At 57.4% G+C, this 24,814-nt stretch carries 24 protein-coding genes and 1 riboswitch; of the genes, 13 read left to right on the top strand and 11 right to left on the bottom strand.

What is annotated here, in order from left to right; all coding sequences use genetic code 11:
- Positions 1–103: 103 nt before the first annotated feature.
- Positions 104–601 carry a preQ(1) synthase gene (queF, locus tag HFN16_RS03410; RefSeq protein ID WP_168889360.1) on the bottom strand — a complete coding sequence of 166 codons (498 nt, stop codon included), beginning with the start codon at positions 599–601 and terminating at the stop codon, positions 104–106.
- 161 nt (positions 602–762) lie between these two features.
- Here queF and HFN16_RS03405 point away from each other — a divergent pair, with 161 nt between their 5' ends.
- Positions 763–1,392, top strand: a complete 630-nt coding sequence (locus HFN16_RS03405) for a queuosine precursor transporter (RefSeq protein WP_168889359.1) — start codon at positions 763–765, stop codon at positions 1,390–1,392.
- 59 nt (positions 1,393–1,451) lie between these two features.
- On the opposite strand, the gene HFN16_RS03400 is transcribed toward HFN16_RS03405, so the two are convergent.
- Positions 1,452–3,317, bottom strand: a complete 1,866-nt coding sequence (locus tag HFN16_RS03400; protein ID WP_168889358.1) for a CHASE4 domain-containing protein — start codon at positions 3,315–3,317, stop codon at positions 1,452–1,454.
- Positions 3,318–3,493: 176 nt separating this feature from the next.
- Positions 3,494–4,147 carry a 3,4-dihydroxy-2-butanone-4-phosphate synthase gene (gene ribB, locus HFN16_RS03395; protein ID WP_168892247.1) on the bottom strand — a complete coding sequence of 218 codons (654 nt, stop codon included), beginning with the start codon at positions 4,145–4,147 and terminating at the stop codon, positions 3,494–3,496.
- Between the two features lie 112 nt (positions 4,148–4,259).
- Positions 4,260–4,405: riboswitch (FMN riboswitch) on the bottom strand.
- Between the two features lie 763 nt (positions 4,406–5,168).
- On the opposite strand from ribB, the gene HFN16_RS03390 reads away from it, so the two are divergent.
- The 5 genes from HFN16_RS03390 (at position 5,169) to HFN16_RS03370 (ending at position 9,189) form a co-directional block, all read left to right on the top strand.
- Positions 5,169–5,513, top strand: coding sequence for a hydrogenase maturation nickel metallochaperone HypA (locus HFN16_RS03390; RefSeq protein WP_348771068.1), 345 nt, complete (start codon positions 5,169–5,171; stop codon positions 5,511–5,513).
- Positions 5,514–5,534: 21 nt separating this feature from the next.
- On the top strand, positions 5,535–6,194 hold the full coding sequence (hypB, locus tag HFN16_RS03385) for a hydrogenase nickel incorporation protein HypB (RefSeq protein ID WP_168889356.1): 660 nt from the start codon (positions 5,535–5,537) through the stop codon (positions 6,192–6,194).
- 136 nt (positions 6,195–6,330) lie between these two features.
- Positions 6,331–7,659, top strand: a complete 1,329-nt coding sequence (locus tag HFN16_RS03380) for a sigma 54-interacting transcriptional regulator (protein WP_168889355.1) — start codon at positions 6,331–6,333, stop codon at positions 7,657–7,659.
- Between the two features lie 303 nt (positions 7,660–7,962).
- Entirely contained in the window at positions 7,963–8,172 is a 210-nt protein-coding gene (locus tag HFN16_RS18870; protein ID WP_247648427.1) for a NifB/NifX family molybdenum-iron cluster-binding protein, read from the top strand.
- 138 nt (positions 8,173–8,310) lie between these two features.
- Positions 8,311–9,189 (top strand): Mrp/NBP35 family ATP-binding protein, encoded by an 879-nt coding sequence (locus tag HFN16_RS03370; RefSeq protein WP_168889353.1) that lies wholly within the window; start codon positions 8,311–8,313, stop codon positions 9,187–9,189.
- A 73-nt stretch (positions 9,190–9,262) separates the two neighbouring features.
- On the opposite strand, the gene HFN16_RS18960 is transcribed toward HFN16_RS03370, so the two are convergent.
- Positions 9,263–10,882 carry a FecR domain-containing protein gene (locus tag HFN16_RS18960; RefSeq protein ID WP_168889352.1) on the bottom strand — a complete coding sequence of 540 codons (1,620 nt, stop codon included), beginning with the start codon at positions 10,880–10,882 and terminating at the stop codon, positions 9,263–9,265.
- Between the two features lie 210 nt (positions 10,883–11,092).
- On the opposite strand from HFN16_RS18960, the gene HFN16_RS03360 reads away from it, so the two are divergent.
- Together HFN16_RS03360 and HFN16_RS03355 are read left to right on the top strand one after the other, a co-directional pair.
- Positions 11,093–12,583: a DUF697 domain-containing protein gene (locus tag HFN16_RS03360; protein WP_247648426.1), complete on the top strand. Its 1,491-nt coding sequence runs from the start codon at positions 11,093–11,095 to the stop codon at positions 12,581–12,583.
- A 91-nt stretch (positions 12,584–12,674) separates the two neighbouring features.
- A complete protein-coding gene (locus HFN16_RS03355; protein WP_168889350.1) occupies positions 12,675–13,427 on the top strand; it encodes an ABC transporter substrate-binding protein in 753 nt (250 codons plus the stop codon).
- 366 nt (positions 13,428–13,793) lie between these two features.
- On the opposite strand, the gene HFN16_RS03350 is transcribed toward HFN16_RS03355, so the two are convergent.
- The 6 genes from HFN16_RS03350 to HFN16_RS03325 all read right to left on the bottom strand — a co-directional run bounded on the left by HFN16_RS03350 (position 13,794) and on the right by HFN16_RS03325 (position 19,476).
- The gene (locus HFN16_RS03350) at positions 13,794–14,981 is read right to left on the bottom strand and encodes a pyridoxal phosphate-dependent aminotransferase (RefSeq protein ID WP_168889349.1); all 1,188 of its coding nucleotides are present in this window, start codon (positions 14,979–14,981) and stop codon (positions 13,794–13,796) included.
- 338 nt (positions 14,982–15,319) lie between these two features.
- The gene (gene sppA / locus HFN16_RS03345) at positions 15,320–16,297 is read right to left on the bottom strand and encodes a signal peptide peptidase SppA (RefSeq protein ID WP_168889348.1); all 978 of its coding nucleotides are present in this window, start codon (positions 16,295–16,297) and stop codon (positions 15,320–15,322) included.
- 124 nt (positions 16,298–16,421) lie between these two features.
- On the bottom strand, positions 16,422–16,925 hold the full coding sequence (locus tag HFN16_RS03340) for a PocR ligand-binding domain-containing protein (protein WP_168889347.1): 504 nt from the start codon (positions 16,923–16,925) through the stop codon (positions 16,422–16,424).
- Between the two features lie 113 nt (positions 16,926–17,038).
- Entirely contained in the window at positions 17,039–17,776 is a 738-nt protein-coding gene (locus HFN16_RS03335) for an adenosylcobinamide-GDP ribazoletransferase (protein WP_168889346.1), read from the bottom strand.
- Positions 17,777–18,598 carry an SAM-dependent chlorinase/fluorinase gene (locus HFN16_RS03330; RefSeq protein WP_168889345.1) on the bottom strand — a complete coding sequence of 274 codons (822 nt, stop codon included), beginning with the start codon at positions 18,596–18,598 and terminating at the stop codon, positions 17,777–17,779.
- The gene (locus tag HFN16_RS03325) at positions 18,598–19,476 is read right to left on the bottom strand and encodes a YitT family protein (protein WP_168889344.1); all 879 of its coding nucleotides are present in this window, start codon (positions 19,474–19,476) and stop codon (positions 18,598–18,600) included. Before HFN16_RS03325 ends, HFN16_RS03330 begins: the two co-directional genes overlap by 1 nt.
- 94 nt (positions 19,477–19,570) lie before the next feature.
- Between HFN16_RS03325 and HFN16_RS03320 the strand changes: the two genes are divergently transcribed.
- From HFN16_RS03320 to HFN16_RS03310, 3 genes are all read left to right on the top strand, one after another.
- Positions 19,571–20,647, top strand: coding sequence for a GlxA family transcriptional regulator (locus HFN16_RS03320; protein ID WP_247648425.1), 1,077 nt, complete (start codon positions 19,571–19,573; stop codon positions 20,645–20,647).
- On the top strand, positions 20,610–21,212 hold the full coding sequence (locus tag HFN16_RS03315) for a DJ-1/PfpI family protein (RefSeq protein WP_168889343.1): 603 nt from the start codon (positions 20,610–20,612) through the stop codon (positions 21,210–21,212). Before HFN16_RS03320 ends, HFN16_RS03315 begins: the two co-directional genes overlap by 38 nt.
- A gap of 140 nt (positions 21,213–21,352) precedes the next feature.
- Positions 21,353–21,844: a PocR ligand-binding domain-containing protein gene (locus HFN16_RS03310; protein WP_168889342.1), complete on the top strand. Its 492-nt coding sequence runs from the start codon at positions 21,353–21,355 to the stop codon at positions 21,842–21,844.
- Between the two features lie 50 nt (positions 21,845–21,894).
- Here HFN16_RS03310 and HFN16_RS03305 read toward each other — a convergent pair whose 3' ends face one another.
- Positions 21,895–22,671, bottom strand: a complete 777-nt coding sequence (locus tag HFN16_RS03305; protein ID WP_168889341.1) for a transporter substrate-binding domain-containing protein — start codon at positions 22,669–22,671, stop codon at positions 21,895–21,897.
- A 171-nt stretch (positions 22,672–22,842) separates the two neighbouring features.
- On the opposite strand from HFN16_RS03305, the gene HFN16_RS03300 reads away from it, so the two are divergent.
- A complete protein-coding gene (locus HFN16_RS03300) occupies positions 22,843–23,826 on the top strand; it encodes a 4Fe-4S binding protein (protein WP_168889340.1) in 984 nt (327 codons plus the stop codon).
- Positions 23,827–24,073: 247 nt separating this feature from the next.
- Positions 24,074–24,730 carry a CBS domain-containing protein gene (locus tag HFN16_RS03295; protein WP_168889339.1) on the top strand — a complete coding sequence of 219 codons (657 nt, stop codon included), beginning with the start codon at positions 24,074–24,076 and terminating at the stop codon, positions 24,728–24,730.
- Positions 24,731–24,814: the final 84 nt, after the last annotated feature.

Genomic DNA, 24,814 nt, shown 5'->3' with positions numbered 1-24,814 from the left:
TTTTCTGTTCGTGAGCATAATAGAGCAGGGTGTCTGGGCCGCTGAAGCACAAACAAGAAAAGCCGTCTAAGAGACGGCTTTTTCGTTTATATGGCGAGAGAAGTTACGCCCCGTGTCTGTTCGCTTCCTGTTTCCACTCGGAAACCATGGCTCTTACCTCGTCGATGCGCGGGGAATCCGTTTTGAAATGCTCGGCAAAGACGTGCAGGTCGGTGGCTCCTCGCGGGGCGAAGATGCCTTTGACGCGGCACCAGAGGGGATCGAGGGTCTCGACGAAATCGTCGAGCATCTTGTTGGTCAGGGTCTCCATGAAGGACTGGTGATTGCGGTAGGCGAACATGTAGAGCTTGAAGCTCTTGGACTCCACGATCTTCTGGTCCGGCATGTACTCCATGACAATGGTGCCGAAATCGGGCTGGCCGGTCATGGGGCAGAGGGAGGTGTATTCCGGGAAGGAAATGGACACCACGTAGGGGCGGTCCGGATAGTTGTTGGGAAATGCTTCGAGGATGCCGGCGTGGGGCGAATCCATCTGATATTTGGTCTGACCGCCTTCACCGAGGGTCTTCAGGTGGCCGGTCTGGTCTTGGCTTTTGGACATGTTTTTCTCCTTGTTCCGATGTGGAAAAGCGGGGCGCATTTTGACTTTTCCGGGGGACAATGGCAAGTCCTGCGAAACACTATGGTGCCGCCGGGGACAGTCTTTCCCCCAAGCGGATGAATCGTATTAACTTTTGGACAGTTCAATCCAAGGGAGAAAACATGGAAACCTTCGAACGCAAGGTGTATGCCTTGCTGCTCAGCCTGTTCATCGGCGGGCTGGTCATTGCTGCTGTCATCTCCAGCAAAATCATCACCGTCTTCGGCCTCGCCGTTCCCGCCGGGGTACTGGCATATTCTCTGACCTTCGTGGTCTCCGACGTCATCAGTGAAGTCTGGGGCAAGGAGATGGCCAACGAAGCCGTGACCTGCGGGTTCGTCACCCTCATCTTCATCACTGCCATCGCATGGCTGGCCGTTGCCTGGCCTGCCGCCCCGTTCTGGCACAATCAGGAGGCCTTTGCTGGAGTCATCGGCAACACCCCGCGCATCGTGGCCGCCTCCCTCTTGGCCTATGTCGTCAGTCAGAAGCACGACATCTGGCTCTTCCACTTGCTGAAAGATCGCACCAACGGTCGCTTCCTCTGGCTGCGCAACAATCTTTCCACCATGGTCTCCCAACTCATCGACTCCACCATCTTCGTGACCGTGGCCTTCTATGGCATTCTCCCGGTGGGCGATGTCATCCTTGGCCAGTGGCTCGTGAAGCTGCTCATTGCCGCCTGCGACACGCCCATCGTGTACATGCTCGTGACAGCGCTCAAGGGTAAGGTTCGTCCTGTAGCTGCGTAACCTGATATCATCCAAAAAAAAGAGGCCGCCTTTAACGAGGCGGCCTCTTTTTTTGTTGTTTAGGGCAGGGGGAGTTTGAATTTGAAATTGGACCCTTCTCCACGGCGGGATTCCACCCATATGCTGCCGTTGTAGTGCTCGATGATCTCCTTGCAGATGGCGAGGCCAAGCCCGGTCCCGAGAGACGTGCCCGGGCGCTCCCAGTCATGCTGGCTTTGATAGAAGGTGTCGAAGATCCGTTCAACGTCTTCTTCCCGAATGCCGGGCCCGGAGTCTTCCACCGAGAACTCGAGCATGTTGTCTTTGGTCTGCCGCACGCTGAGTCTCACGATCCCCTCGTCCGTGAATTTGGCAGCGTTGTTTACGAGATTGGCCAGTACCTGATGGAGCCGGTCCTCATCGATGTGGAGTGAAGGAAGATCCGGAGAAGTGACAACGAAGAAGTCCACTGCAGGCAGGTCGTTGAACTGACCGGCCATGGTGTCACCCACATGGCGTACCAGCTTCGATACATCCACGTCGGTGTCACGCCATTCCACTCGCCCGGCCTCGATTTTGTTGAGGTCGAGCAGATCGTTGATCAGGCGGCCGAGGCGATCGGTTTCCTTGCGCACGATTTTGAAATTCTCAAGGAAGGTGCCCATGCGTTGGGTGGCTTCGTCCACATTGTTCAGGTGGGGCTGGAAGTGCTTGCGGAAGGTTCGCTCCATGAGCTTGATGAAGCCGAGTATCGCCGTGAGCGGCGTGCGCAGCTCATGGGAAGTGGATGAGAGGAATTGCGACTTTGCCTTGTCGAGGCATTGCAACTCCACATTCGCTTCTTCAAGCTCAAGGGTACGCTCGGCTACCTTGGCCTCCAGCAGGTCGTGGGCTTCGTGCAACTTCTTCTGGTCTAGCGCGAGGCGTTGCAGCATGGCGTTGATGTTGGTTCCCAACTGTGAGAGCTCGTCATCGCCGTCGGTATTGACGCGCATGGCGGTCTCACTTTCCAGATCCACCTCGCGGACCTGACTGTTCAGCCGTTCCACTCGCGAGATGACCCGGTACTGAATGAGGAAGTAGAGCATGGCGTTGAAGACCAGCAGCAGGGCGGCGAGAAATAGGGTGTTGTACATCGCCACAGAACGACCGTGGGCAGCGATGTGTCTTGGTTCGCTGATTTCGATCATAAGCGCGGGCTGCCCGGTAATGTCCTCAACAACGCCGTACCCGTTGATGATGTCGGCGTTTTGGGCGATGACAACCGCCTTGAGCCCCGTCGCCAATTCTCGTTTTACGGACCTTTCGTTCTGATGCTCGATGGACGTTGGGTGAATGCTCAGGGTGATCTCCATGCGGGCGGCTATGGCTTCGACTATTTCCGATGAGAGGAAACGTCCCATGATCATGGTACCAATGCTGGGCAGGTCTTCTTCAGATGTCAGAATCGGCCGGGTAAAGAAGATGAACGGGACATCATTGATAAGAACGATGCCTCCACGGCCGGCTTCTTCGGCCCGTTCCGGGAGCTCAACGCCTCTTGTCAGGCTGTTGAAGTCCCGAACCAGTTGTGGGTCGAATTCTTCATCAGCGTTGACTGCCTTTGCATAGACGTCAGTCCCTGCGTTGTCGCGAATGATGACGAGATTCAGGTTCTGGTCGAGAAAGGTGCCGATGGGAAGATTGGACTTGAGGTATTCCGGATTGCCGGTCTGCACGAAGTTATAGGTGTCATCCCATGAAGCCCAGTCCCACAGAAAGGTGTCGAGGCCTTCGGCTTCCCTTGCGATTTCATTTTTCACTCGCTGAACATCTGTCTCGACCTGTTGTCGTTCCAGATTGTTGAAGCCGTCCTGAACGATCAGGTGCGAGACCGTGAATTCCGTGGCCATTGCCACAAGGACTAATATGAAGATGCTCGTGAGAGCAATATTTCTCAGTTTCATGCGCGCTCCACTGCGTGGCATTTTACCAACCGAAGGAATCGTACTCTTTCAGGGATAACGGTGCAAGGTGGTTATATCTTTTGTGTAGAAACAGGCATGAAAAAAGGGCCGTCCCTCATCGGTAACGGCCCTCGATATTTTTGTTTTGGCAGAGCGGGAGGCTCTGTTGCGTGGCGTTATGCAGCCACGGCTTCGTTGAGTTTGCGGTAGGCGACGATGTCGTCCACGGTGCAGACGGGCATATCGTGCTTAAGGGCAAATTCAATGATTTCGGGCAGGCGCGCCATGGTGCCGTCCGGGTTGGTCAGCTCACAGAGCACGCCGCACGGAGCGAGGCCTGCCATGCGGGTCATGTCCACGGTGGCTTCGGTGTGGCCGCCGCGTTCCAGCACGCCGCCGCTGCGGGCGCGGAGCGGGAATACGTGGCCGGGGCTGGCGATGTCGGAAGGCTTGGCGCCTTCGGCAATGGCTGCCTTGATGGTGGTGACGCGATCAGCCGCGGAAACGCCGGTGGTGACGCCTTCGGCTGCTTCGATGGTGACCGTGAAGGCAGTCTGGTACTGGGAGTTGTTCTCCTCGACCATCATGGGCAGCTCCAGGGAGCGAACTTTTTCATCGGTCAGGCACAGGCAGACGATGCCGCTGCATTCGCGGATCAGCAAAGCCATCTGTTCGTCGGTAAGGGTCTCTGCCGCAAAGATGAGGTCGCCCTCGTTTTCGCGGTCTTCGTTGTCCGTGACAAGAATGCCCTTGCCCTCGCGGAGGGCCTGGAGCGCTCTTTCGACTCGCACGATGGAGTCGCCGAACTGTTCGAGTTGAGACTGATTCATCATGTTTCTCCTTTCGGTAGAGATGGTGAATCAGGGCGCAGGAAAGGACGCTCGCACACGCCACGCAAGGGCGCGTGGACGTACCGCACCGAAGCGCGGCCACGGCGAACCGTCGTATTCTCTTCCATCCGGACTATCACCGTCGGCCCCGGAATCACACCGGGTCTGCTTGACCCTCCCAACAGAGGGAGGCGCTCGCGGGCTTACCACTAATGGCTCACCGCCGGTGGGGACTTTCACCCCGCCCTGAGAACGGGGCGAACATCCGATATTTTGCATCGTTTGTCAATTGATTGCGTTGCTCCGGCTTGCGATAGCGGCGCATCTGCGCATTTTTCGTGCACCGCCCGGTCCTCTCCGTAGCTGGGCTACGCCTCCGGCCGATCGGCACCCGAGAAATGCACAGCTGCACCACTCTCACAAGCCTTGAAGGCGGGGAGGTGGCGTACGCTTGTTGGTAGTGTATGGCGTTAACACGGTGTTGGGTGCTGCGCACCCAAGGCCCTTGGGGTGTTTTTTGGGGGATATGGGGGAATCTGGGCTTTTTGCCTTTACACAAAGGATTGGACCAGCCCTTGAGCCTAAGCTGTAGAAGCTGACCAAATTGAATGCCGCTTGTTTACGAAGGCAAAATGAAGCGAACTCGTTCGCGAGGGGCAATACAAGGCATTCGATTTGGATCAGATTCTTGGCGAAAGCTCACGAGGCGGGGAGCACACAAAGCCGCGTTTCTTTGGTTCTTTCTTGGGGCGGCTCAGCCAGCCGTCAGCCGTTGCCGAGATTTTCGAGGCTTACGGATGAGGACAGCAGAGATAGAAAGAACCGCCGTCCGCGTAGGACGCCTCCGGCAGGGAATGAGTACAACAATCGCCGCCGATAGGCGGTCTTCCATTTTTGCCTTTCAAACTTTATCTCAATAAAATCGGAGCCGAAGGCGACTTCCTCTTTTCTTTTATCCGAAATGCCGAATCTCCCTTGCCGCACCCTTGAAAAAGGGGTAAGCCAAATTTCCATGCATGAAATGTCTATAGTTCAATCCATACTCGGCATCCTGCGCGAGGAAATGGTCAAGCACGACGGCAAGAAGCTCAAGAAAGTGGTCATCAAAAACGGCGCGCTCGCCGGTGTGGTCACTGAATCCCTGAAGTTCGCCTGGGATGCGCTGACACCCACTGAAGGCTTTGACGGAGCCGAGCTGGAGATTGTTGAAATCCCCATCAGAGTGGCGTGCGGTGATTGCGGCGAGGAATTTGTCCCTGAGCATTCGCGGTGCATGCCGTGTCCGAAGTGCGATCAGTTACTTGGACATAAGGTTTTGCAAGGGAAGGAAATGCTCATCGATTCGATTGAAATCGACGACGAGTAGTAACATATTGAGGAGTTATTCATGGCACAGGAAGTCACCATCGTACGCAATGTCCTCGAGGCCAACGATCGGCTTGCCGAGGAACTTAAAGCTAAATTTAAAGAGAAGAAGATTCTCTGCCTCAACCTCATGAGCTCTCCGGGCGCAGGCAAGACCACCTTGCTGGAACGCACCCTGACCGACCTCAAGGAAGAGTTCAAGATGGCGGTCATCGAAGGCGACCTCCAGACCGATAATGACGCACAGCGCGTGGCCGCCACCGGCGCCCAGGCCGTGCAGGTCAACACCGAAGGCGGCTGCCACCTCGATTCCGGCATGGTGCTGGATTCCCTCAAGGCACTCGACCTCGAAGGTCTGGACATCCTGTTCGTGGAAAACGTGGGCAACCTGGTCTGCCCCGCAGAATTTGAAGTGGGCGAAGATTACAAGGTCACCCTGCTGTCCGTTGCCGAAGGTGACGACAAGCCGGAAAAATACCCCCTCATGTTCCACATCTCCGCTGTCATGCTGCTCAACAAGGTGGACCTGCTCCCCTACGTCGACTTCGACCTCGACAAGGCCAAGGGCCACGCCACCAAGCTGAACAAGGACATCGAGGTCATGCCCATCTCCGCCCGCAGCGGTGAGAACATGGAAGAGTGGTACAAGTGGCTGCGTGAAAAGCGCGCTGAAAAGCTGTAAGCCAGCCCTCTATCGACATTCAGAGCGCCCACCCGCACATGCGAGTGGGCGCTTTTTTCGTCCATCGGGAGAAAATGCCGCCCGGAAAAGGCGTTTTCCCATTGGCAAGTTCCATTCGGGTGCGTAGTGTTTCGCCATGTCTTTCCCCGAGAATCTACCATTGAAGGATGTCTTCGCCTCCATTGCCGACGGTTTGTTTACCGTGGATGCGGACTGGAACATCACCTATTTCAACGAGTCTGCCGAGCGTATCACCGGCATCCCGGCCAGTGAGGCCGTGGGCAGCCAGTGCCGTGACGTGTTCCGGTCCAGCGTGTGCGACGGGCAGTGTGCCATTGGTGAGTGCATCCACGCGGGCAAGCGGATCATCAACAAATCCATCTTTATCATTCGCAGCGACGGCACCAAGGTCCCGGTGTCCATCTCGGCCTCGCCCCTGACCAATGCACAGGGCGAAGTGGTGGGCGGCGTGGAGATCTTCCGCGATCTGTCCGAGATCCATGTCATGCGGCGCAAGGTCAAGGACCTCTATCGGTTCGAGGACATCATCGGGCGCAGCACGGCGCTGGAAAAAATATTTCGCATCATGCCGCAGGTGAGCCAGAGTTCGGCCACCGTCCTGCTGCTCGGCGAGTCGGGAACAGGCAAGGAATTGTTCGCCCGCGCCATCCATAACTTGAGTCCGCGCAAGGACAAGCCGTTCGTGGCCGTGAACTGTGGCGCGCTGCCGGACACCCTGCTGGAGTCGGAGCTGTTCGGCTACAAGGCCGGGGCATTCACCGACGCCCGTACGGACAAGCCGGGGCGGTTGGAGATGGCCGAGGGTGGCACTGTGTTTCTTGATGAGATCGGCGACCTGCCCGGCGCATTGCAGGTGAAACTGTTGCGCTTCCTGCAGGAACGCACCTTCGAGCCCCTGGGCGGGCTTGGCGAGGTTCGGGCGGATGTGCGCATCGTGGCTGCCACCAACCGTAACCTGAAAAAACGGGTGGCGGACGGCCGGTTTCGGCAGGACCTGTACTATCGCCTCAACGTCGTGACTATGGACCTGCCGCCTTTGACCGAGCGACGTGAGGATATCCCGCTGCTGGTCGAGCACTTTGTCGGCGAGTTCAATACGGTGCAAGGTAAGGAGATCGAGGGCATCAGTGAGGACGTCCTGCATGTGCTGATGCGGCACGACTTTCCCGGCAATGTGCGCGAGCTGGAGAATATTCTCGAGTACGCCTTTATTCTCTGTTCGTCGGGCTTCATCCAGATGGAACACTTGCCTGACCATCTCCAGCCCGATGCCGCCGGAGGCGAAGGAACCAGCGGCCTCTATGGCACCATGGACGAGATCAAGCGCAGGGCCGCACGGGTGGCTTTGGCCCGTAATAAGGGCAAGCGCATGGCAACTTGCCGTGAACTGGGAATCTCCAAGGACACGTTGCGACGAATGCTCGCAAAGGATGACGAGGGCTAATAATTCGTCTTGAAAGTAGTCGCAGGGCGAACTGTGCGCCCGTTTTTGTGTGCTGCTTTTCAGTAACGCATTGAATTGACAGTGGTTGTTTTTTGGCACGTTCCATGCTCGATCAATCCGGCCGGTTTGGGTTCGCCGGACGGAGCGATTATGTGTGCAAGCAACAGAACGCTGCTTTGTCTGGCGTGCTATAGAGATCGGCTGGCTTCTGTCTGTGATACTGCAGACGAGCTAAGGCTGTTTGAAATACAAGATGACAATATTTACCCCGCAGGCCTCCTATCCCTTCCCTCAAAGGACCCTATGGACAGGACATCCGCCATATTGGCCTGCGGGGTATCCCTTTTGCTGTGCGGCGCGCTCAGTACACAGGCCCGGGCAAGGCTGGAGCTGAACGGCGTGACCGTATTCCCCTGGCTCAGCGGCGATGTGGAGTGCGTGCTGGATGCTTTCAAGGCAGACAATCTCGTCTCACTCGCCATGCCCGGCTGCCGGGCGGCGTTTGATCAGTGAGCCGGAATAGCAGACTTCACAACTCTGGTATTTGACTTTCCCACAACGGTGATTATTTGTTGCTGACCGCCCGGCATGGGCGGTGAATTTTGATACCCAACGGCGGCCGTTTGACCGTCATTTTTTAGGAGAAAAGATATGAGCGGATGCAGCGGTTGCTCCTCGGCAAATTCCGATGGCACTTGTGCCAGCTCCACTGGTTGCGATCAGCCGGTGGATGACAAGCTTCAGAAGACCCTCGGCCGGATCAAGCACAAGATCGTGGTCATGTCCGGTAAGGGCGGCGTGGGTAAATCCACCGTGGCCACCAACATCGCCGTGGCCCTGTCTCTGGCAGGCAAGAAGGTCGGCCTCCTCGATGTAGACGTTCACGGTCCCAGCGTGCCGCGCCTCCTCTCCCTCAAGGGTGAGAAGCCGCACATGGGCGTGGATTGCATGGAGCCGGTCCCCTGGAGCAAGAACCTCTCCGTCATGTCCCTCGGTTTTCTGCTGGAAGACGAGCGTCAGGCCGTCATCTGGCGTGGTCCCGTGAAAGTGGGCCTGATCAAGCAGTTCGTGGAAGACGTCATGTGGGGCGATCTGGACTACCTCATTGTTGACTGCCCTCCGGGCACCGGCGACGAGCCCCTGTCCACCCTGCAGACCCTCGGACCCACCGCAATGGCCGTGGTCGTGACCACCCCGCAGGGCGTGGCCATCGATGACGTTCGCCGCTCCCTTTCCTTCGTGGGTGATGTGGGCAACCGCGTCTTCGGCCTTGTCGAGAATATGTCCGGATTTGCCTGCCCCGACTGTGGCAAGGTGCACAACATCTTCAATTCCGGCGGCGGCGAAGACCTCGCCAAAGAAGCTGGCGTCCGTTTCCTCGGTCGCATCCCCATGGACCCGGCTGTCGCCCATTCCGGCGACGAAGGTTTCCCCTTCATGAAGGTGAAGGAAGATACCGCCACTGGTCAGGCCATGAAGGAGATCATCGCTCCCATGCTGGACCTCCCCGACCCGATCAAAATGGCGTAGGGCGGATAGTTACTGAAATAAAAAAGGCCGGGCGTTATGCCCGGCCTTTTTTTGTTGGTGCGCGGTGAAAAAACTATGTGATGGTCGGAAAGGTGATGTCGTCTGCTGTCAGGTCCACATCGCTGTCAAAAGTGACAAAGAGTTCGCCGTTAGTTCCGGCTCCGGTGCCGTCACTGCAGTAGTAGAGTCCCCATTGGGTTTCGCCTGCATCGATGGGGGCGTAGACGAACTTGTGGTCCGAATTGCCGCCTGATAATGCGCCGTAGCTGGGGTCATAGTCGCCGTAGTTCTCGAAGCTGGCGAAGTAATTTGAGTCCAGGACCCCGTCGCTGTTGTCGTCATGTACGAATTCAGTGACCACGTTGGTGAAACCGATCTTGTCGCCCTCGGCGCTGCTGAAATCGAGTACGGTGAAATTGAAGGTGCCGGCAGAAGCGCCGCCCACGCCAAATAGATCGCTGCCGGAGCCGCCCACGAGAGAGTCCCCATTGGTGCCGATCAGCGTGTCGTTGCCTGTGCCGCCAGACAGGACGCATGTGTCGCCGTAGCAGGAGAGCTCGTCATCGCCTCCGCCGCCGAAGAGCATGCAGTCATCGCCTATTGTTCCAGAAATGTCGTCGTCGCCGTCATGGGCAATGACCATGGTGCTGTCGGCAAGGCTGCCATCAAAGGTGTCGGCCCCGTCGGTCTTTTCATCCACGGTGAAGCCTGTCTGATCCACGTCTGTGCCGTCGGAGTCCCTGCCAAAGGAAGGCATGTCCTGAATGCTGATGAGCGTGGTGTCGCTATCGCTCCCTGTACCTGCATCGTCGTACTGGGTTTCTTCAATGGGTTGAATTGGTTGGGGGAGTGCAAAGTTGCCGGGCGTAGCGGGGAGTAATCCGCCGTTGGGCATCAACCCGAATTGCGCATGGAATAATTGGTGCGGACCGTCGGCATGCGGTTCGTCCCCTCCATCCGCGCCGAACAGCGTCAACTGCTCGCCGCCTTCGCCGGAGCCGCCTTGTTCTCCTGCGTCAGCCAGCTCGCCGGGCATCTCGCTTCCTGCTTCGTCTCCATCGACTCCGCCATCGTCACCCGTGTCGTCTTCGGATAACTCCTGCTGGGCCGGTGGGCTTTGGCGCAAACTGTCGGGTGTGAACTGATCGAAGAACTGGAACTGTTGCGGCGTCATCGGTTCTATCGGGCCGGGACCGGATGGCGTGATTGTAGTCAGGCTGCCAGATGTGGTCAGGATGACCGGAGCCCTTCCAGGAATGGTAGAGCCAACCACTACGGGTTTGCCGTCGAATTCCAGCAGGAAGACCTGATCCGGCTCTCCTCCGCCGGGGACGTTGACCCCGATGTCAGTGCCGCGAATACCCACGGTGGACAGCGGAGTTTCGAGCAGGAAACCTTCGGGATTCACATCCACCAGCGCGCCGGTGGTGGTGCGGAAGGTGCCTTCCACCATCTTGATGACCGCATCGCCCATATCGTCGGAGTAGACGTACTTGTCGAGCACCACTTCGCTTTCCTCGCCGAGGGCCAGGAGGGCGTTGTCGATGAATTTGATTTCAACGGAGCCGCCCTTGGCGGTCAGAATGGCGTCATTTTCATAGAGAGGAGAGCCTTCTGTGAGCTCTCGAGTGCCGTCTTCGCCGGTTGCCGTTGCCGCGCCGTGGCATACCGTAATGTGTCCGATGGGTTCCATGGGTGTCCCTTTGAGATGGCCCGAGGTGCATATCGGGCTGAAGATGAAAAATAACCAATATTAAGTTTGGATTAAGCCAGTTAACGTACGGTGACAAATTTGGCAATGGCCGCGGTGAAAAATGGGGGATTCTCCCGAATTTGTGCGGGATTATGCACACTACTTTCCCGGCAGGATGAAAATGGGTATTGTCCGCTCATGCCCAAATACATGAAAAATTTTATTACGCTGGCAGGCCTGATCATTATCGGGGCCTTTCTGGCGTTCCTCTATAATTGCGTTTCCGGTCTGGCCCTGTTTGCGGCCCGTTTCAATCCTGCCCTTGAGCCGTGGGTTTTCTGGTCCCTGCTTGGTGCGGTGGGCGCATGCCTCGCATGGGGCGGAGCCATCGCGTTCATGCGACCCAAACCCATGATGGTCTATGCCGATCCCTCAGAAGAAGATCTGGCAGCCTTCAGGCGCGAGCTCTATCGTCGCTTGAAGAAGAACAAGCTGTTGCGTGACGCCGAACTGGTCATCAACGAAGAGGCCGACATGGAGGCGGGGCTGGCCTATCTCCGCGAGCAGTCTGACATCGAAATTCGCGACACGGCCAAGCGTATTTTCATTGCCACGGGTATCTCCCAGAACGGGCGGCTCGATTCGCTGGTAGTGCTCTTCATGCTGGTGCGTCTGACGTGGCGCATTGCACACATTTACAATCAGCGTCCCCATTGGCGGGAGATGGTCAATCTCTTTGCCAATATCGGGGCGACCTCGTTCTTGGCCGGTTCCATCGAGGAATTTGGTATTGAGGAATATGTCCACGAACTCATGGGGCCGCTCATCGGCGGTTCTGCCATCGGGGCAGTGCCGGGCGCACAGGCCATTGCCGGGACCATCACTACGTCGGTGCTGGACGGTACCACCAACTGCCTGCTCACCCTGCGGTGCGGCATCGTGGCTCGCAACTACCTGAGCCTTGATCTCGACGCCAAGGGTGCCATGCGTCGTTCGGCTACGCTGGAGGCGTCCAAGGTTTTCATGACCATGTCCGGTGAGACCGTGACCTACGTCACCAAGGCGTTGGTCAAGGGTGCGGCTGGCGCGGTCAAGAAAGGTTCCAGCAAGGCAGCCCGTTCCGTTGGCAATACCATCTCCGGAACGGCTGAAGCTGTCGGTTCGGGCGCTCGTAAGGTCGGTGGTGGCGTGAAAGGCGCAGCCGGAGCGGTCGGCGGTGGTGTGAAGGATGCTGCGGGGGCCGTGGGAAGCGGTGTGAAAGGTGCGGCCGATGCCGTTGGCGGTGGAGCCCGGAAGGTGGGTGAAGGCGTCAAGGGAGCAGCCGGGACCGTGGGCAGCGGCGTGAAGAGCGCCGTGGATGCCGTGGGTTCCGGTGTAAAGGGCGCGGCCAATGCCGTGGGCGACGGTGCCAAGAAGGCCGGACTCGGTGTGAAGCAGGCCACTGCCAAGGTGGGGGACGGTGCGCGCAAGGCCGGGCAATCTGTTCGCGAAAAGGTCAATGCCGTGACCAGCAAGACCGCTGAAAAGGTGGCGGGTGCGCGAAAGAGCGTCGAGAAGAAAGCCGAGCAGGTGGTGAAGACCAGTCGCGAGGTTGAGGCCGAGACCGTGGAGGCGGCCCGTGAGACTGCAGGAAAGGGCAAACGCTTCCTTAAATCCTTTTCAAACTCCTTCCGTCGCATAAAAAAGAGAAAGCAGGACTAGACATAACTCGTTCAACCGTGTCTATATATTACTATTCGAGGCTAGAGGTGCGGAATTCCCTGCATCGGCGGATAGCCTCAAAAGGATAGACATGCGTCGAGTGCTGCTGATTGTTGCTCTTCTCGTGCTGATGTGTGCTGGGCATGCTCGGGGAGAGGCTATCATTGCGGTCACTGAAGAGTGGCCTCCTTATACCTTTACTGAAGACGGTGAGATCAAGGGCTTTGTGTCCGAGATCGTACACGAGGTATTGGATCGGTCCGGTCTGGAGCACAAGATCGAAGTCTATCCCTTTGCCCGGTCCTACGAGACGGCCCGCCAGCAGCCCTATGTCCTGCTGTATCCGGTTTTCCGCCTGCCCGTCCGAGAAGATGATTTTCAGTGGATCAAGATCGAGGGACTGGCTGTCACCATGTCCCTGTTCCGGCCCGAATGGCGCGACATCGAAATCAAGTCATTGGAAGAGGCCAAGCTCTACCGTATCGGTGTGACCCGGGAAACATCCACTCATCACTTTTTGCGTTCCAAAGGCTTCAAGGAAAATGTGAACCTCTTCCCGGTCAATTGCGAACAGCAGAACACCCTCAAGTCCGCCCCGGAAACCATGCGCATCGACATGACCACCGGCGATCCCCGATCCCTTGCCTGCTGGCTCCGGCACGCCAAACTCCCGGAGGATTACTGGGTGGAGGTCTTTCCTCTCTTCAAGGAAGATATTTACATGGCTTTCGGACACGCTACCCCTCCCGCCACCGTAGAGAAGGTGCGACGCGCTCTCCAAGCCCTCGAGGCCGAAGGCCGCCTTGACGAAATCATCGTCAAGCACTGCAAGATTTATCGCTAGTCTGTTTTTGGGATTCTGCCCTCAGAAAACGAGAAAGCCTCCCGGAGGAGGCTTGTTGTTTTCTCGTGTGCAAATAAAAGGAAGATGCTTTCTTTATAGCATTCAGCGTGCCAAACTTTTTGAACGATCAAAAATAAATTTTATATCCTTATATTTCAGGAACATGATGGCCAATTTTATTGGTGGCAAGAGTGGCGAGTTTTCGTGTCTTTGGTTCAAAAATTTCAACTTCCATCACAAAGGCAGGTTGAAAGGACAAATTTTTAAACCGGACAAAAAACTGAACCACAGTCTCTGTATGACGGTGGGCAAAAAAAAGAACCCGGAAGATCACAGATCTTCCGGGCTCCTTGAATGGGCGTGTCGCTATGCTTTGTCCATGGCGCGTTTGAAGGCGTCCTTGGCTCGCAGGATGACATCTTCGCCTACGCAGAAGGCGAGGCGGAAGTAGCCGGGGCAGCCGAAGCCGGTGCCGGGAACAGCCAGAATCTTCTCTTCCTGCAGCTTGGCGCAGAAGGCGATATCGTCGCCGCCCGGAGCTTCGGGGAAGAAGTAGAACGCGCCTTTGGGCATGGTGTATTTGAAGCCTGCGTTATCGAGGACTTCGGCCATGGCCTTGCGGCGGTTGTCGTAGATGGAGGCATCAACAGAGGTGCCGAGCGCCTTGCCGAGCAGCTTCTGAGCCAGCGCCGGGGCGTTGACAAAACCGAGGATGCGGTTGGCCATGATGATGGCACCCATCAGCGGTTCCTTGTTCTCGATGGCCGGGTTTACGCAGGCGTAACCGACGCGCTCGCCTGCCATGGACAGGTTCTTGGAGAACGAGGAGCAGACGATGGAGTACTTGTAGACGTCGAGCAGGCTCGGCACTTCCACGCCGTCAAAGGCGAGGAAACGGTACGGCTCGTCAGACAGAATGTAGATCGGACGATCACGCTTGGCGTTGTGCTTCTCTAGGATGGCGGCAAGGCCGTCCAGCTCTTCGCGGGTGTACACTGCGCCGGTCGGGTTGTTCGGCGAGTTGATGAGCACCACGCGGGTCTTGTCATTGATGGCGGCGTCAATGCCGTCGAGGTCCAGCTCGAAGGTCAGCGGTTTGGACGGGACAGTCTTGAGGGTGGCGGCGTGGTTCTCGGCGTAGAAACCGTACTCAACGAAGAACGGAGCCGGGGTCAGAATTTCATCGCCCGGTTCGAGCACGGCGCGGAACACGGAGTTCAGCGCACCGGCTGCGCCGCAGGTGATGACCAGACAATCGGCAGGCACTTCCACGCCCTGTTCCTTGGACACTTCCTCGGCCAGGCGTTGGCGAACATCAGGGTAGCCGAAGTTCGGCATGTATCCCAGGAAGAACGGCTGGTCGGCCTGATCGGCCAGTTCGGCCAGGGCGTCCTTGATGGCGGCCGGCGGCGGCAGGTCAGGGTTGCCGAGGCTGAAGTCGTGTACGTTATCTACACCGAATTCCTGTTTCAGCTTGATGCCCTCTTCGAACATCTTGCGAATCCAGGAAGCCTTTTCCATATATCCAGTCATCTGGGATGAAATAAGTTGCATGAGACTCTCCTTCTGGTTCTGATTTGAGCCGACACTGTACGGAAAAGAATGCGGCCCCGCAACAATGAGCTGCGAGGCCGTTTTGTTTTGGGAGAAGAGCCGCCCATGCGGGCGGATGAAGAATGAGCAAGCAGGGTTTTCAACCCTGCACCCGACCAAAGGCCGAGGGCCTTTGGAATCCCATCTGCGCCTGTCGGCGCAAGGTTTATCCATTTATGTCGGACGGCCTCGAGCGAAGCGAGCGATAAAAGGTTTAGGAGATTCTTAAGAACCCTTTTCCCAAAGGGTTCTTAAGCCGTCGGAGATGCCCGCCCGGCGAGGGCCCGCCGGAGGCAATCTTACTGACTCATGCCCTGCGGCCAGACATAATAGAACCCGGCCTTGGGCGGCATAAGGAAACTTGCATCCACGCCGAGCATGGTGATTTTGCCGGTGTCGGTGGCAGACATGGTGTTGTACGGGTTGTCATTGGGATAGGTGTCGCGACGATAGGTCACAATGCGGGCATCCTTGCCCAGCCCGGCCAGCTGGCGGGCCTTGGCAAAGGCGTCCTGCACATAGCCGACCTGATCCACGAGCCCGACAGCCTTGGCCTGATTGGCAGTGAATACGCGGGCGGTCTTGACCTGCTCCATGTCCTTGGCGGTGAGCTTGCGATGCTTGGCCACCAGCGTGTGGAAACGGTAGGCGTAGTCGTCAATGATGCCTTGGAACAGGGCGGCCTCTTCAGGCGTGGTTGCGCGGAAGGGCGAGCCCATGTCCTTGTCGCGGCCGGACTTGGACACTTCGACATCCACACCGACCTTGTCCATGAGATCTTGCACCTTGGGACGCATGAAGATGACACCGACCGAGCCGGTGACCGTGGTGGGATGGGCCAGAATCCAGTCGGCTGGCAGGGCTGCGTAATAACCGCCGGATGCGGCCACGTCGAACATGGCGGCGACGACTTTCTTGCCGGTGCGCTGCTTGAAGCCCATGAGCTCGTGATAGATGATGTCGGAGGCTGTGGTGGTGCCGCCGGGAGAATCAATGGCCACGACTACGGCACCGACCTCTTCATCCTTCTCGGCAATACGGAGCGCGCTGACCAGCTCCTGTACCTGACTGGGAGTGGGACGCATCAAGCCCTGCTTCGGCTGGGACGCGAGGAACCCGGTGAGGTAGATGAGCGCGACCTTGCCTTCCCCTTCTCCTTCAATGGTGAACTCCTGAAGCGGTTCTGTGGTTGGCGCGGCGAAAATTTTCAGCTTGGGCGCACATCCCGGCAGGATGAGGATGAGCGCGAGCAGAGTGAGTATATGGCGAAAATGCATAAGACCTCCGAAAGATAGGTTTCTGTTTCCGGGCAGGGTACGACGATCCCCCCACTTTGCCAAGGGGGTGCAAAAAAGAAAGCCGCCTCGTTTGAAGCGGCTTTCGGTAGGTTCGTTGTGAGGGCTAGGAGTTTCTGGCCAAGACTTCGGCGACCTTGTTTTCGATGAAGGCCTGAATCTCTTCCAACCTCTCCTGTGAGGCCGTGGGGATTGATTCAGCCAGCTGGGCAATCTCGCCTTCTTCCAATCCCATGGTGACGGAGACCATGAACTCTTCCAGTTCGTTGCCTTCTGGCAGGGGCCCACAGCCGCCGACTGCGCCGATCAGTTCATCGTTGACCACGACCGGTACGTTGATCTTGGCCAGACAGATGTCACATTCCTCGATGAAGGGCTTGCGCTCTTCGCGGGTCAGGCGGACGAATTCCTGTCCGGATGGGGCACAGATGCCGCCCACGCCCTTGTCGCTCTCGCGAATGGTCTTGCACAGGTCGTTACACCAGAGGCGTTTGCCAGTGACGCGCTTGCCGTCTTCCTCGACGACTTCGGCGTTGATCTTGAACTTTTCGTGAAGCTCCTTTTCCAGAGCCTGCCACTCTTCAACGGTCATCAGGTCCGTCATTTTCATTTCAATATCTCCTGAATGCTAAACACTTGCCCGGCCTAAAAATGGAGAACAGGTCGGAATTAAAACATAAGTCCGGTAACCGCGTATGTCCAGATGCGTCAGCCGCGGTACGGCTAAATGAAGAGCGCGAAGCCCAGTCCTGCTGCCAGTTCGCCCATGAGAATCGAGCAGCCGAGGAAGTCGCCGTTGGCCCCTTTGACGTGCTCTGCGAGCTTGTGAAGCGGGTACAGGGCGGCCGTGGTGAAGAGCATGGCGCCGATGGTGGGCAGCGGGCCTGCCATGAAGACGCCGAGCACAATGGTCGCGCCGGTGGTACCGAGCACTACGGGGAGCGATGCGCCGTCGATGTGCAGCTTGCCCAACCCGGGGCGGGTCAGGTGGCGGACGACGTAGCCGAAACCGACACAGGCGGTGCGGCCGAGGACAAAGGCCCATGCAATGGCGGCGTATGCGCCTGCTGCGGCCATCTCGTGAAAGAGGATGATCTGACCAACCGCAACGCAGATCAGGCCGACAATGCCGAACGCGCCGGAGCGGGAGTCCTTGATGACCTGCCAGAACTTCTCGGGGTCGGTGTGGGTGGTGACTGCATCGGACACGTCAGCCACGCCGTCAAAGTGGAGGCCGCGGGTGAGGTAGATGGAGAGCATCACCATCAGCCACGCCTGCACCCATGGGGCCGAGCCGAACAGGCCGAGGGCAAAGGGCAGTACCACGACTGCGCCGAGGGTCAGGCCCACGGCGGGCATGTAGGCCATGAGGCGGCCGAAATTTTCATCAGGAATGATGCGCGACGGGGCCAGACGGGTCATGAAGGCGAGGTTATCGAGATAGCAGCGGAAGGAGAGCATCTAGAGATCCCAGGTGAGGTTGATGGTGTCGCCCATGGACAGACCGAAGCGGCGGGCCGCCGAGCTCTGGTTGACAGCGATTTCGAGGAAACCCTGACTGCCTTCCAGCAGGCCGGGCGCGCCCTCGGGCATGTCGGCGTAGGTGGTGACATAGGCCAGCGGGCCGCCAGCCGGATTGATCAGGGTCAGGTTGGCTGGATTGCCGATATCCCCGGCCTCGAGATTGAGCACGCAGTTTCCGAAGCGGTCGATGTGCAGGACGTGGGCCGTGGCCTCGTTGCGTTTGATGGCGGGCTGTGACCAATCTTGCGTGAGCAGGTCGGACGGGTCGATCTCACCGCCAAGCCCCGCGGGATTACCGCCCAGCGCGAGCCATGCCGTGAGCGGCGCGAACACGTCGCGGCCATGAAAGGTGTGCGAGACCTTCTCTGGCGCATCCATGGCGCGGGAAAGATCAAAGGCGCGGATGGTATTGGCCCACGCCGTCTTGAGGGCCAGCGAGAGCAGACCGTTGTCCGGGGCGATGAGCAGGCGGTCGTCGAGCTTCAGACCCACGATGCGGCGGTCGGTGCCCACGCCGGGGTCCACCACGGACAGGATGACAGAGTCTTTGGGGAAATGCACATAGCTCGCGGTCAGAAAAAGGCCAGCCTGCGCCACGTTGAACGGGGCTACTCCGTGGGTGATGTCCACCACTTTACAGGCCGGGGCCTTGTTGGCGAACACGGCTTTCATCTGGCCCACGTAAGGGTCGGACAGGCCGAAGTCCGTGAGCAGACCGATGGTGCACGGCGGGGGCGACTCTTTCTTGGACTTGAACATCAATATACCTTCCTTGAGGAAAAGCCCTGCCCCAGAACGTGGAAGCCCGAGCCCATGATGAAAAACGCATCCGGATCAATCGTATACACCAACTCTTCCAGCCGCTTGAGCTGGATGGAAGAGATCATGGTCAGCACCACTTCCTTGGGGTCGCCGGAGTAGCCGCCCGTGCCCTTGAGCATGGTCACGCCGCGATCCAGCTTCACCAGAATTTCCTGACGGATCTCTTCGTGCTTCTCCGATACCACAATGACCATCTTGCGCTCACTGCCGAAGCCCATGACGTATTCGATGGCCACGGCGATGACAAAGGTCATGGCCACGGAGTAGAGCACGATCTGGATGTCCAGAAAGAGGAAACCGCCTATGAACCCGATGGCGTTGAACCAGAACTCGAAGGCCCCCATGGACATGTTGAACTTTTCCTTGCAGATGACGGCCAGAATATCCGCACCGCCTGTGGAGCCGAGGGACCGCAGTGCGATGCCCACGCCCGCACCCAGTATGCCGCCGCCTGTCATCACGGCCAGCCAGACATCCTGAATGGGCATGGAATAGGTGATCATGTCGATGAAGATCGACACCGCCACCATTCCATATAAGGAATAGAAGAAGAACCGTTTGCTGACGAACACCCAGCCCAGCACAAAGACCGGGAGGTTGAGCAGCAGGTACCACTGACCTGTGCTCAGTCCGCCAAAGGCGTAATAGAACAGCAGGGCGATACCTGACATGCCACCGGTGAGCAGTCCGTGCGGAACGGCCACGGCTTTGACGGAAAAGGCGATGAGGAACGACCCGAATGTCAGCAGCATCAGGTTCCACGGTACGCCGAAAGTGATGGCGCGAAATTTGTTTTTAGTCTCGAAATCAAACATGTAATATCTCTCCGACCACCGTTCTATCCATTTTCCCGAAGCCTGCAAACTAGAAATCGCGTGGCAATCGTTACGGCGGCGCGAGTTTGGTGGAATGTCTGGCAGAAAATGCGTGTTTTTTGTCATTGCTGCCATGTCAGTTTCTCTCTATTTTGGTTCCATGAAGAAGCGCATGGAATTTTTTCTGTACCCCGGCATGGTGGCCTTGGATGTTTCCGGTCCTTTGGAGGTCTTTCACGCTGCGGACGAGATGCTTTCACGAAACGGCAGGGAAGAGGACGGCTACGAGCTGATCTTCTCCGCCATCAGGCCCGGTCCGGTGCCGACGTCATCCGGGCTGCGGTTTCATGCGGACGTACGCCCCGGCATGGCCGAAGTGGATACCCTGCTGGTGCCGGGAGGCATGGTGGCAGAGGCTGTTTCCACCGAGCCCTCAGTAGCTGATGCCGTCCGTAAGGCCGCAGGGAAGGCTCGTCGGGTGGTGTCTGTCTGCACCGGAGCCTTTCTGTTGGCCGCTGCAGGCGTCCTTGACGGGCGCAGGGTGACGACCCACTGGATGATGACTGACAGGCTGGCCGAACTTTATCCCGATATTCAAATGGAAGCGGACGCCATCTATGTGCAGGACGGAGATGTCGCCACCAGCGCGGGGGTGACGGCGGGAATCGATCTGGCCCTTGCCATGGTGGAGGACGATTACGGTCCAGATCTGGCCATTGAGGTCGCCCGGCTCCTTCTTCTCTATCGCCGCCGTCCCGGCAGTCAGAGCCAGTTCAGTGCAACCCTTGCGTTGCAGGCCAAAGTGGGCAAGCGCTTCAAGCCCCTCATGGATTGGGTCGAAACCCATCTTGATCAAAAGCTGACCGTGGAGCAGCTCGCTGAAAAGGCGCACATGAGCCCGCGGACCTTTGCACGAATTTTTCCGTCGGAAACAGGCATGAGCCCGGCCCGGTTCATAGAGCAGATGCGGATCGATCGCGCGCGCGAACTGCTCGAATCAGGTGCCGAAGGCCTTGAACACGTCGCCCTTGAAGCCGGTTTCGGCCGCGAGGAGCGACTGCGCCGTGCCTTCCAGCGAAGGCTTGGCGTCAGCCCGGCTCAATATCGAGCCCATTTTACCAAAGGAGAATACTATGACCAAAGGTCTTACCTACGGGATATTCATCTATGAACAGGTCGCGGAACTGGATTTCGTCGGCCCCATGCAGGTGTTTCAGGCTTCGAATCACCTCCTGAACAGCGGGCAGGTTGTGACCATTGCTGCGGACACCCGGCCCATACGTGGTGTCGGCGGCTTGCAGGTGATACCCGACTACAGTCTGGACGATGCACCGCCGCTGGATGTGCTGCTGTTGCCCGGCACGGCGGAAGTCGACGAGTACGCCCTCGGCAATGACAAGGCCATCGAGTGGGTCCGGGAGCAGTATGACAAGGTCGACTACATGACCGCTGTCTGCACCGGAGGCCTCATCCTGCAGAAAGCTGGTCTACTCAAAGGCCGCAAGGCAACCACGCACTGGATGCTCATGGATTCCCTGACCAATGATCCCGAAGTGACCGAGTTGCCCGAGCAGCGGTATGTTCGTGACGGCAAGGTCGTGACCTCGCAGGGCGTGTCTGCCGGAATCGACATGGCGCTCTGGCTTGTGGGCGAAATCCACACTCCGGATCACGCTCGAATGGTCAGGAAGATCCTGCAGTACGATCCCGCGCCGCCTTACACGGCGGAAGTCTAGGAGAATCAAAGAGAAATCCTTCCGGCTCAACTCCCATGAACACTTGCACAGGCGTTGAAATGGGCGTAATCCCCCTTTGGTGTATCGCCGCTGAGGGGCTGGAGCGATATGCGAAACCATATCAAAGGAAGGATTTCTCGATGGAACTCACGGATTTCATGCCGGAAGAGGGATGGGTGGCATTGCAGAATGAATTGCACCAGCGGTTCAATCTGAATGCCGATGTCATGAACAAGGAAGGCAAGCGCCTGCGCGACAACACCTGGGGCAATGACCTGTGCAAGGCCATCCGTGAGGACGCCAAGGGATTCGGCGCCATCTGTGCGCCTGCGGGCCAGATGTTTCTGCAGCTGATGCAGAAGGGCCAGAAGCCGTTCGCAGAAGAATGTGACGCGGGAATGATGCGTGTGTGCGTGCCGGTCTTGAAAGATGGCGAGTTCCTTGGCGCAGTCGGCGGCTGCGGGCTCGTGGCTGATGAAGGTGAGGTGGACGGGTTCACCATCGAAATGATGAGTGATCTGGACGCTGAGCTCATCACTCAGGCTGCCAAAGGCGTGTCCGTTGCATCCGAGGACCGTGTGCAGGAAATCCAGGATTTCATTCAGGAGCGTGTCGCCGAGGCTCTGGCGTAGCGTACTGACATAGAAAAATGAGAAGGGCCGTTCTGTTGGACGGCCCTTTTTTATTGTTCAGGCGGTAGGGCGTATGCCCCCCGGTCCATGGCCTTGAACAAGCGGTGATATGTGCCGTCGGCGCGGAGTTTCTTGAGTCCGGTATTGAAGGCCTTGCGGAGCTGCTCGCTTTCAGGGCGGTTTTTGGGGAACAGGATGTACCCTTTGTGCGTAATGAGTGCTTTGGGAGTATAGGTGATAACGTCCCGCTCCTTTGGTGGGAATTCGTTTTTCAAAACCTCCTCACCCATGCGGCGGGCAGAGGGGAAAATGTCGATTCTCCTGCGCAGCAGCTTTTGGAAGTTTTCTTTTTCGGTGTTGGAGAAAAAGAGATGAAGAACTCCTGCGCTCTTCAACTCCCACAGTTGGTCCAAGTATGGAATGCCGTGGACCATGCCGATGCGGTATCCCATGAGTTCGGAGAGGTCCTGCCAGTCAGGGAGCTTTTTGCCCTTGAGATGAAAGAATACTACTTCCTCCTCGGACAGTGGCGCACTGTACAGGGCGAATTCCTGCCGACGTTTATTCATGTACCAGTATGAAGCCGCGTCAATCTCGCCATGCTCAAGTAGATGTATGTTGCGTGTCCAAGGGTAGAATTCGAAAGTGACAGTATAGCCCTCGCGCGCGAATGCTTCTTCGACAACGTGATTGATAAAACCGTAGTGGGGAAGCGCTTTTCCGGTCCATGGTGGCCACTCTCCGGAAGCAACGACGATCTCCCGGTCCATCGCAGAGACGAGACCGGGAAGCAGGAGCAGCACAAGGATCGAAAGAAATGTCTTCATGGTGCTTCTTAGTATTATGAATAGAGCGGGGCGTTTGAATTATTATTTAAGGTCTAACGACAATATGGCGAATAAGGCCGAATGGTTCTGCTGATATTGTGCAAATTGACGTAAGTCATTGCCTGTGCGGAATCAGAGGCGTAGACAGCCCGAAAAAGAGCACAGGTACTTATGAAAGATATATTGACCCCTTCACGTTTTCGTCTGGCCGTGCAGGCCGTATTCACTCTCTTCTGTGTTTACGTGGGATTCCGTTTTGTCGCCTTTCTTGACTGGGCCATGGGGCGGTCCGAGGTCTTTGTTCCCAAGCCGGGCGCGGTGGAAGGATTCCTGCCCATCAGCGCATTGCTGGGCCTTCGTCAGTGGATTTCGACGGGCGTATGGGACACGGTTCACCCGGCAGGTCTGACCATCTTTCTGGCCATCCTGTGCATGGCCGTCCTGTTCCGCAAGGGGTTCTGCGGCTACATCTGCCCGGTGGGATTTCTGTCCAACCTACAGGAACGACTGGGGCGCAAGCTCGGTCTGGCCATGGTGCCGCACAAATACATCGACTACCCGCTGACCGCCCTCAAATATGGCGGCCTCGGCTTCTTCGTATACATCGTCTTTTCCATGCCCGCCCGCGGTGTCTCCGAGTTCATCAACAGCCCCTACAACATGGTGGCCGATGCCAAGATGCTCGACTTCTTCCTCGCGCCCTCAACCCTTTCGCTGGGGGTTATCGCAGGACTGGTCGTGTTTGGTGTGGTGGTGCGCAACGCATGGTGCCGCTATCTCTGTCCGTATGGTGCGCTGCTCGGTATCGTTTCGTGGTTCAGCCCCACCTTCATCAAGCGCGATGCCGACACCTGTATCGGCTGCGGCAAGTGTACGAAGCAGTGTCCGTCAGGCATTCGTGTCGAGGGCAAGCTGGCCGTGCGCACACCTGAATGCATCGGTTGCGCCGAATGCGTGGGGGCCTGCCCGGTGGATGGTTGCCTCGGTTTCTCGGTTGCCGGGGGCGGCAAAGCCCCATGGCTGCTGGTGGGTATCGGCGTGGTGGCCGTGCTGTTGGGCTTCTATGTCTGGGCGCAGTTGACCGGGCACTGGGATGCGGATGTGCCGCCTTCCATGTTTCGAAAAATTTATCCCATGTTCCTGAAAATGTCGTAAGCGTTGCCAATTTTCAAAAATGAAAAATGTCCATGGGTTAAACCAGAAATTGAGTCATTGATTTGACAATCAGTCATTTTTTGGCTTGACGAAACCCGACTAAATTGGTTGTAAATTCCCCTTGCTGGCAGAACCCCTGCGGGCCGGGCCTGATTGCGCGTTTGTTGTAAAGCGTGTATGTTGCCCGGATACAAAACAATTGTCCTGCAATTAGGCGGATCTGCCGCACTCCAAGGAGGAATAGTCAATGTACGTCGGTCTCAAAATGCTTCGCGATTTCGTCAAGGTCACCCCACAGACCCTGGTCAAGGACGCTCAGAAACAGCTGGAAGACAGCAAACTCTGGATGCTCCTCGTGGTTGACGACGAGGGCAAGCTGGTCGGCTACGTGCGCAAGGAAGACATCTCCGCCGCGCTCCCCAGCATCATGACCTCCCTGGAGAAACACGAGCTCAACTACCTGATGAGCAAGCTCACCGTGGAAAAAATCTACCGTACCGACATCAAGACTGTGACCCCCGAGACAGAAATCGAGGGCGCGGCCGACATGATGTACGAGATGAACCTGGCCGGACTGGCCGTGGTCGATACGGACGGTGAGTTGATCGGGTACATTAACCGAAGCGTCATGCTCGACGTCCTGTCCGAAGAGATGGGATACCGTGAGGGCGGCAGCAGAATCACCATCGAAGTGGATGATCGCTCCGGCGTCCTTTACGAAGTCGCAGGCGTTATTGCCAATATGAAGATGTCCATCATCTCTACTGGCACATTCTTTTATAACGGACGCCGTGTAGTGGTCGTCCGAATTGATACCGAAGACCCGTCTCCTGTTGCCGCAGCACTCAAGGACCGGGGCTACAAGTTGGTCTCTCCCGAGGATTTCTCCGGGGAGTGGGCCTAAGAGCCACACGAACACCCGACCATCACAGGACCGGGGGCGGTGTTATGGGATTCACCGACCGGCCGTGATTTTGTCGCGCAGGAG

The organism is Pseudodesulfovibrio sp. zrk46 (assembly GCF_012516435.1).
Taxonomy (GTDB): domain Bacteria; phylum Desulfobacterota; class Desulfovibrionia; order Desulfovibrionales; family Desulfovibrionaceae; genus Pseudodesulfovibrio.
This window is presented reverse-complemented; position numbering and strand designations above follow the sequence as displayed.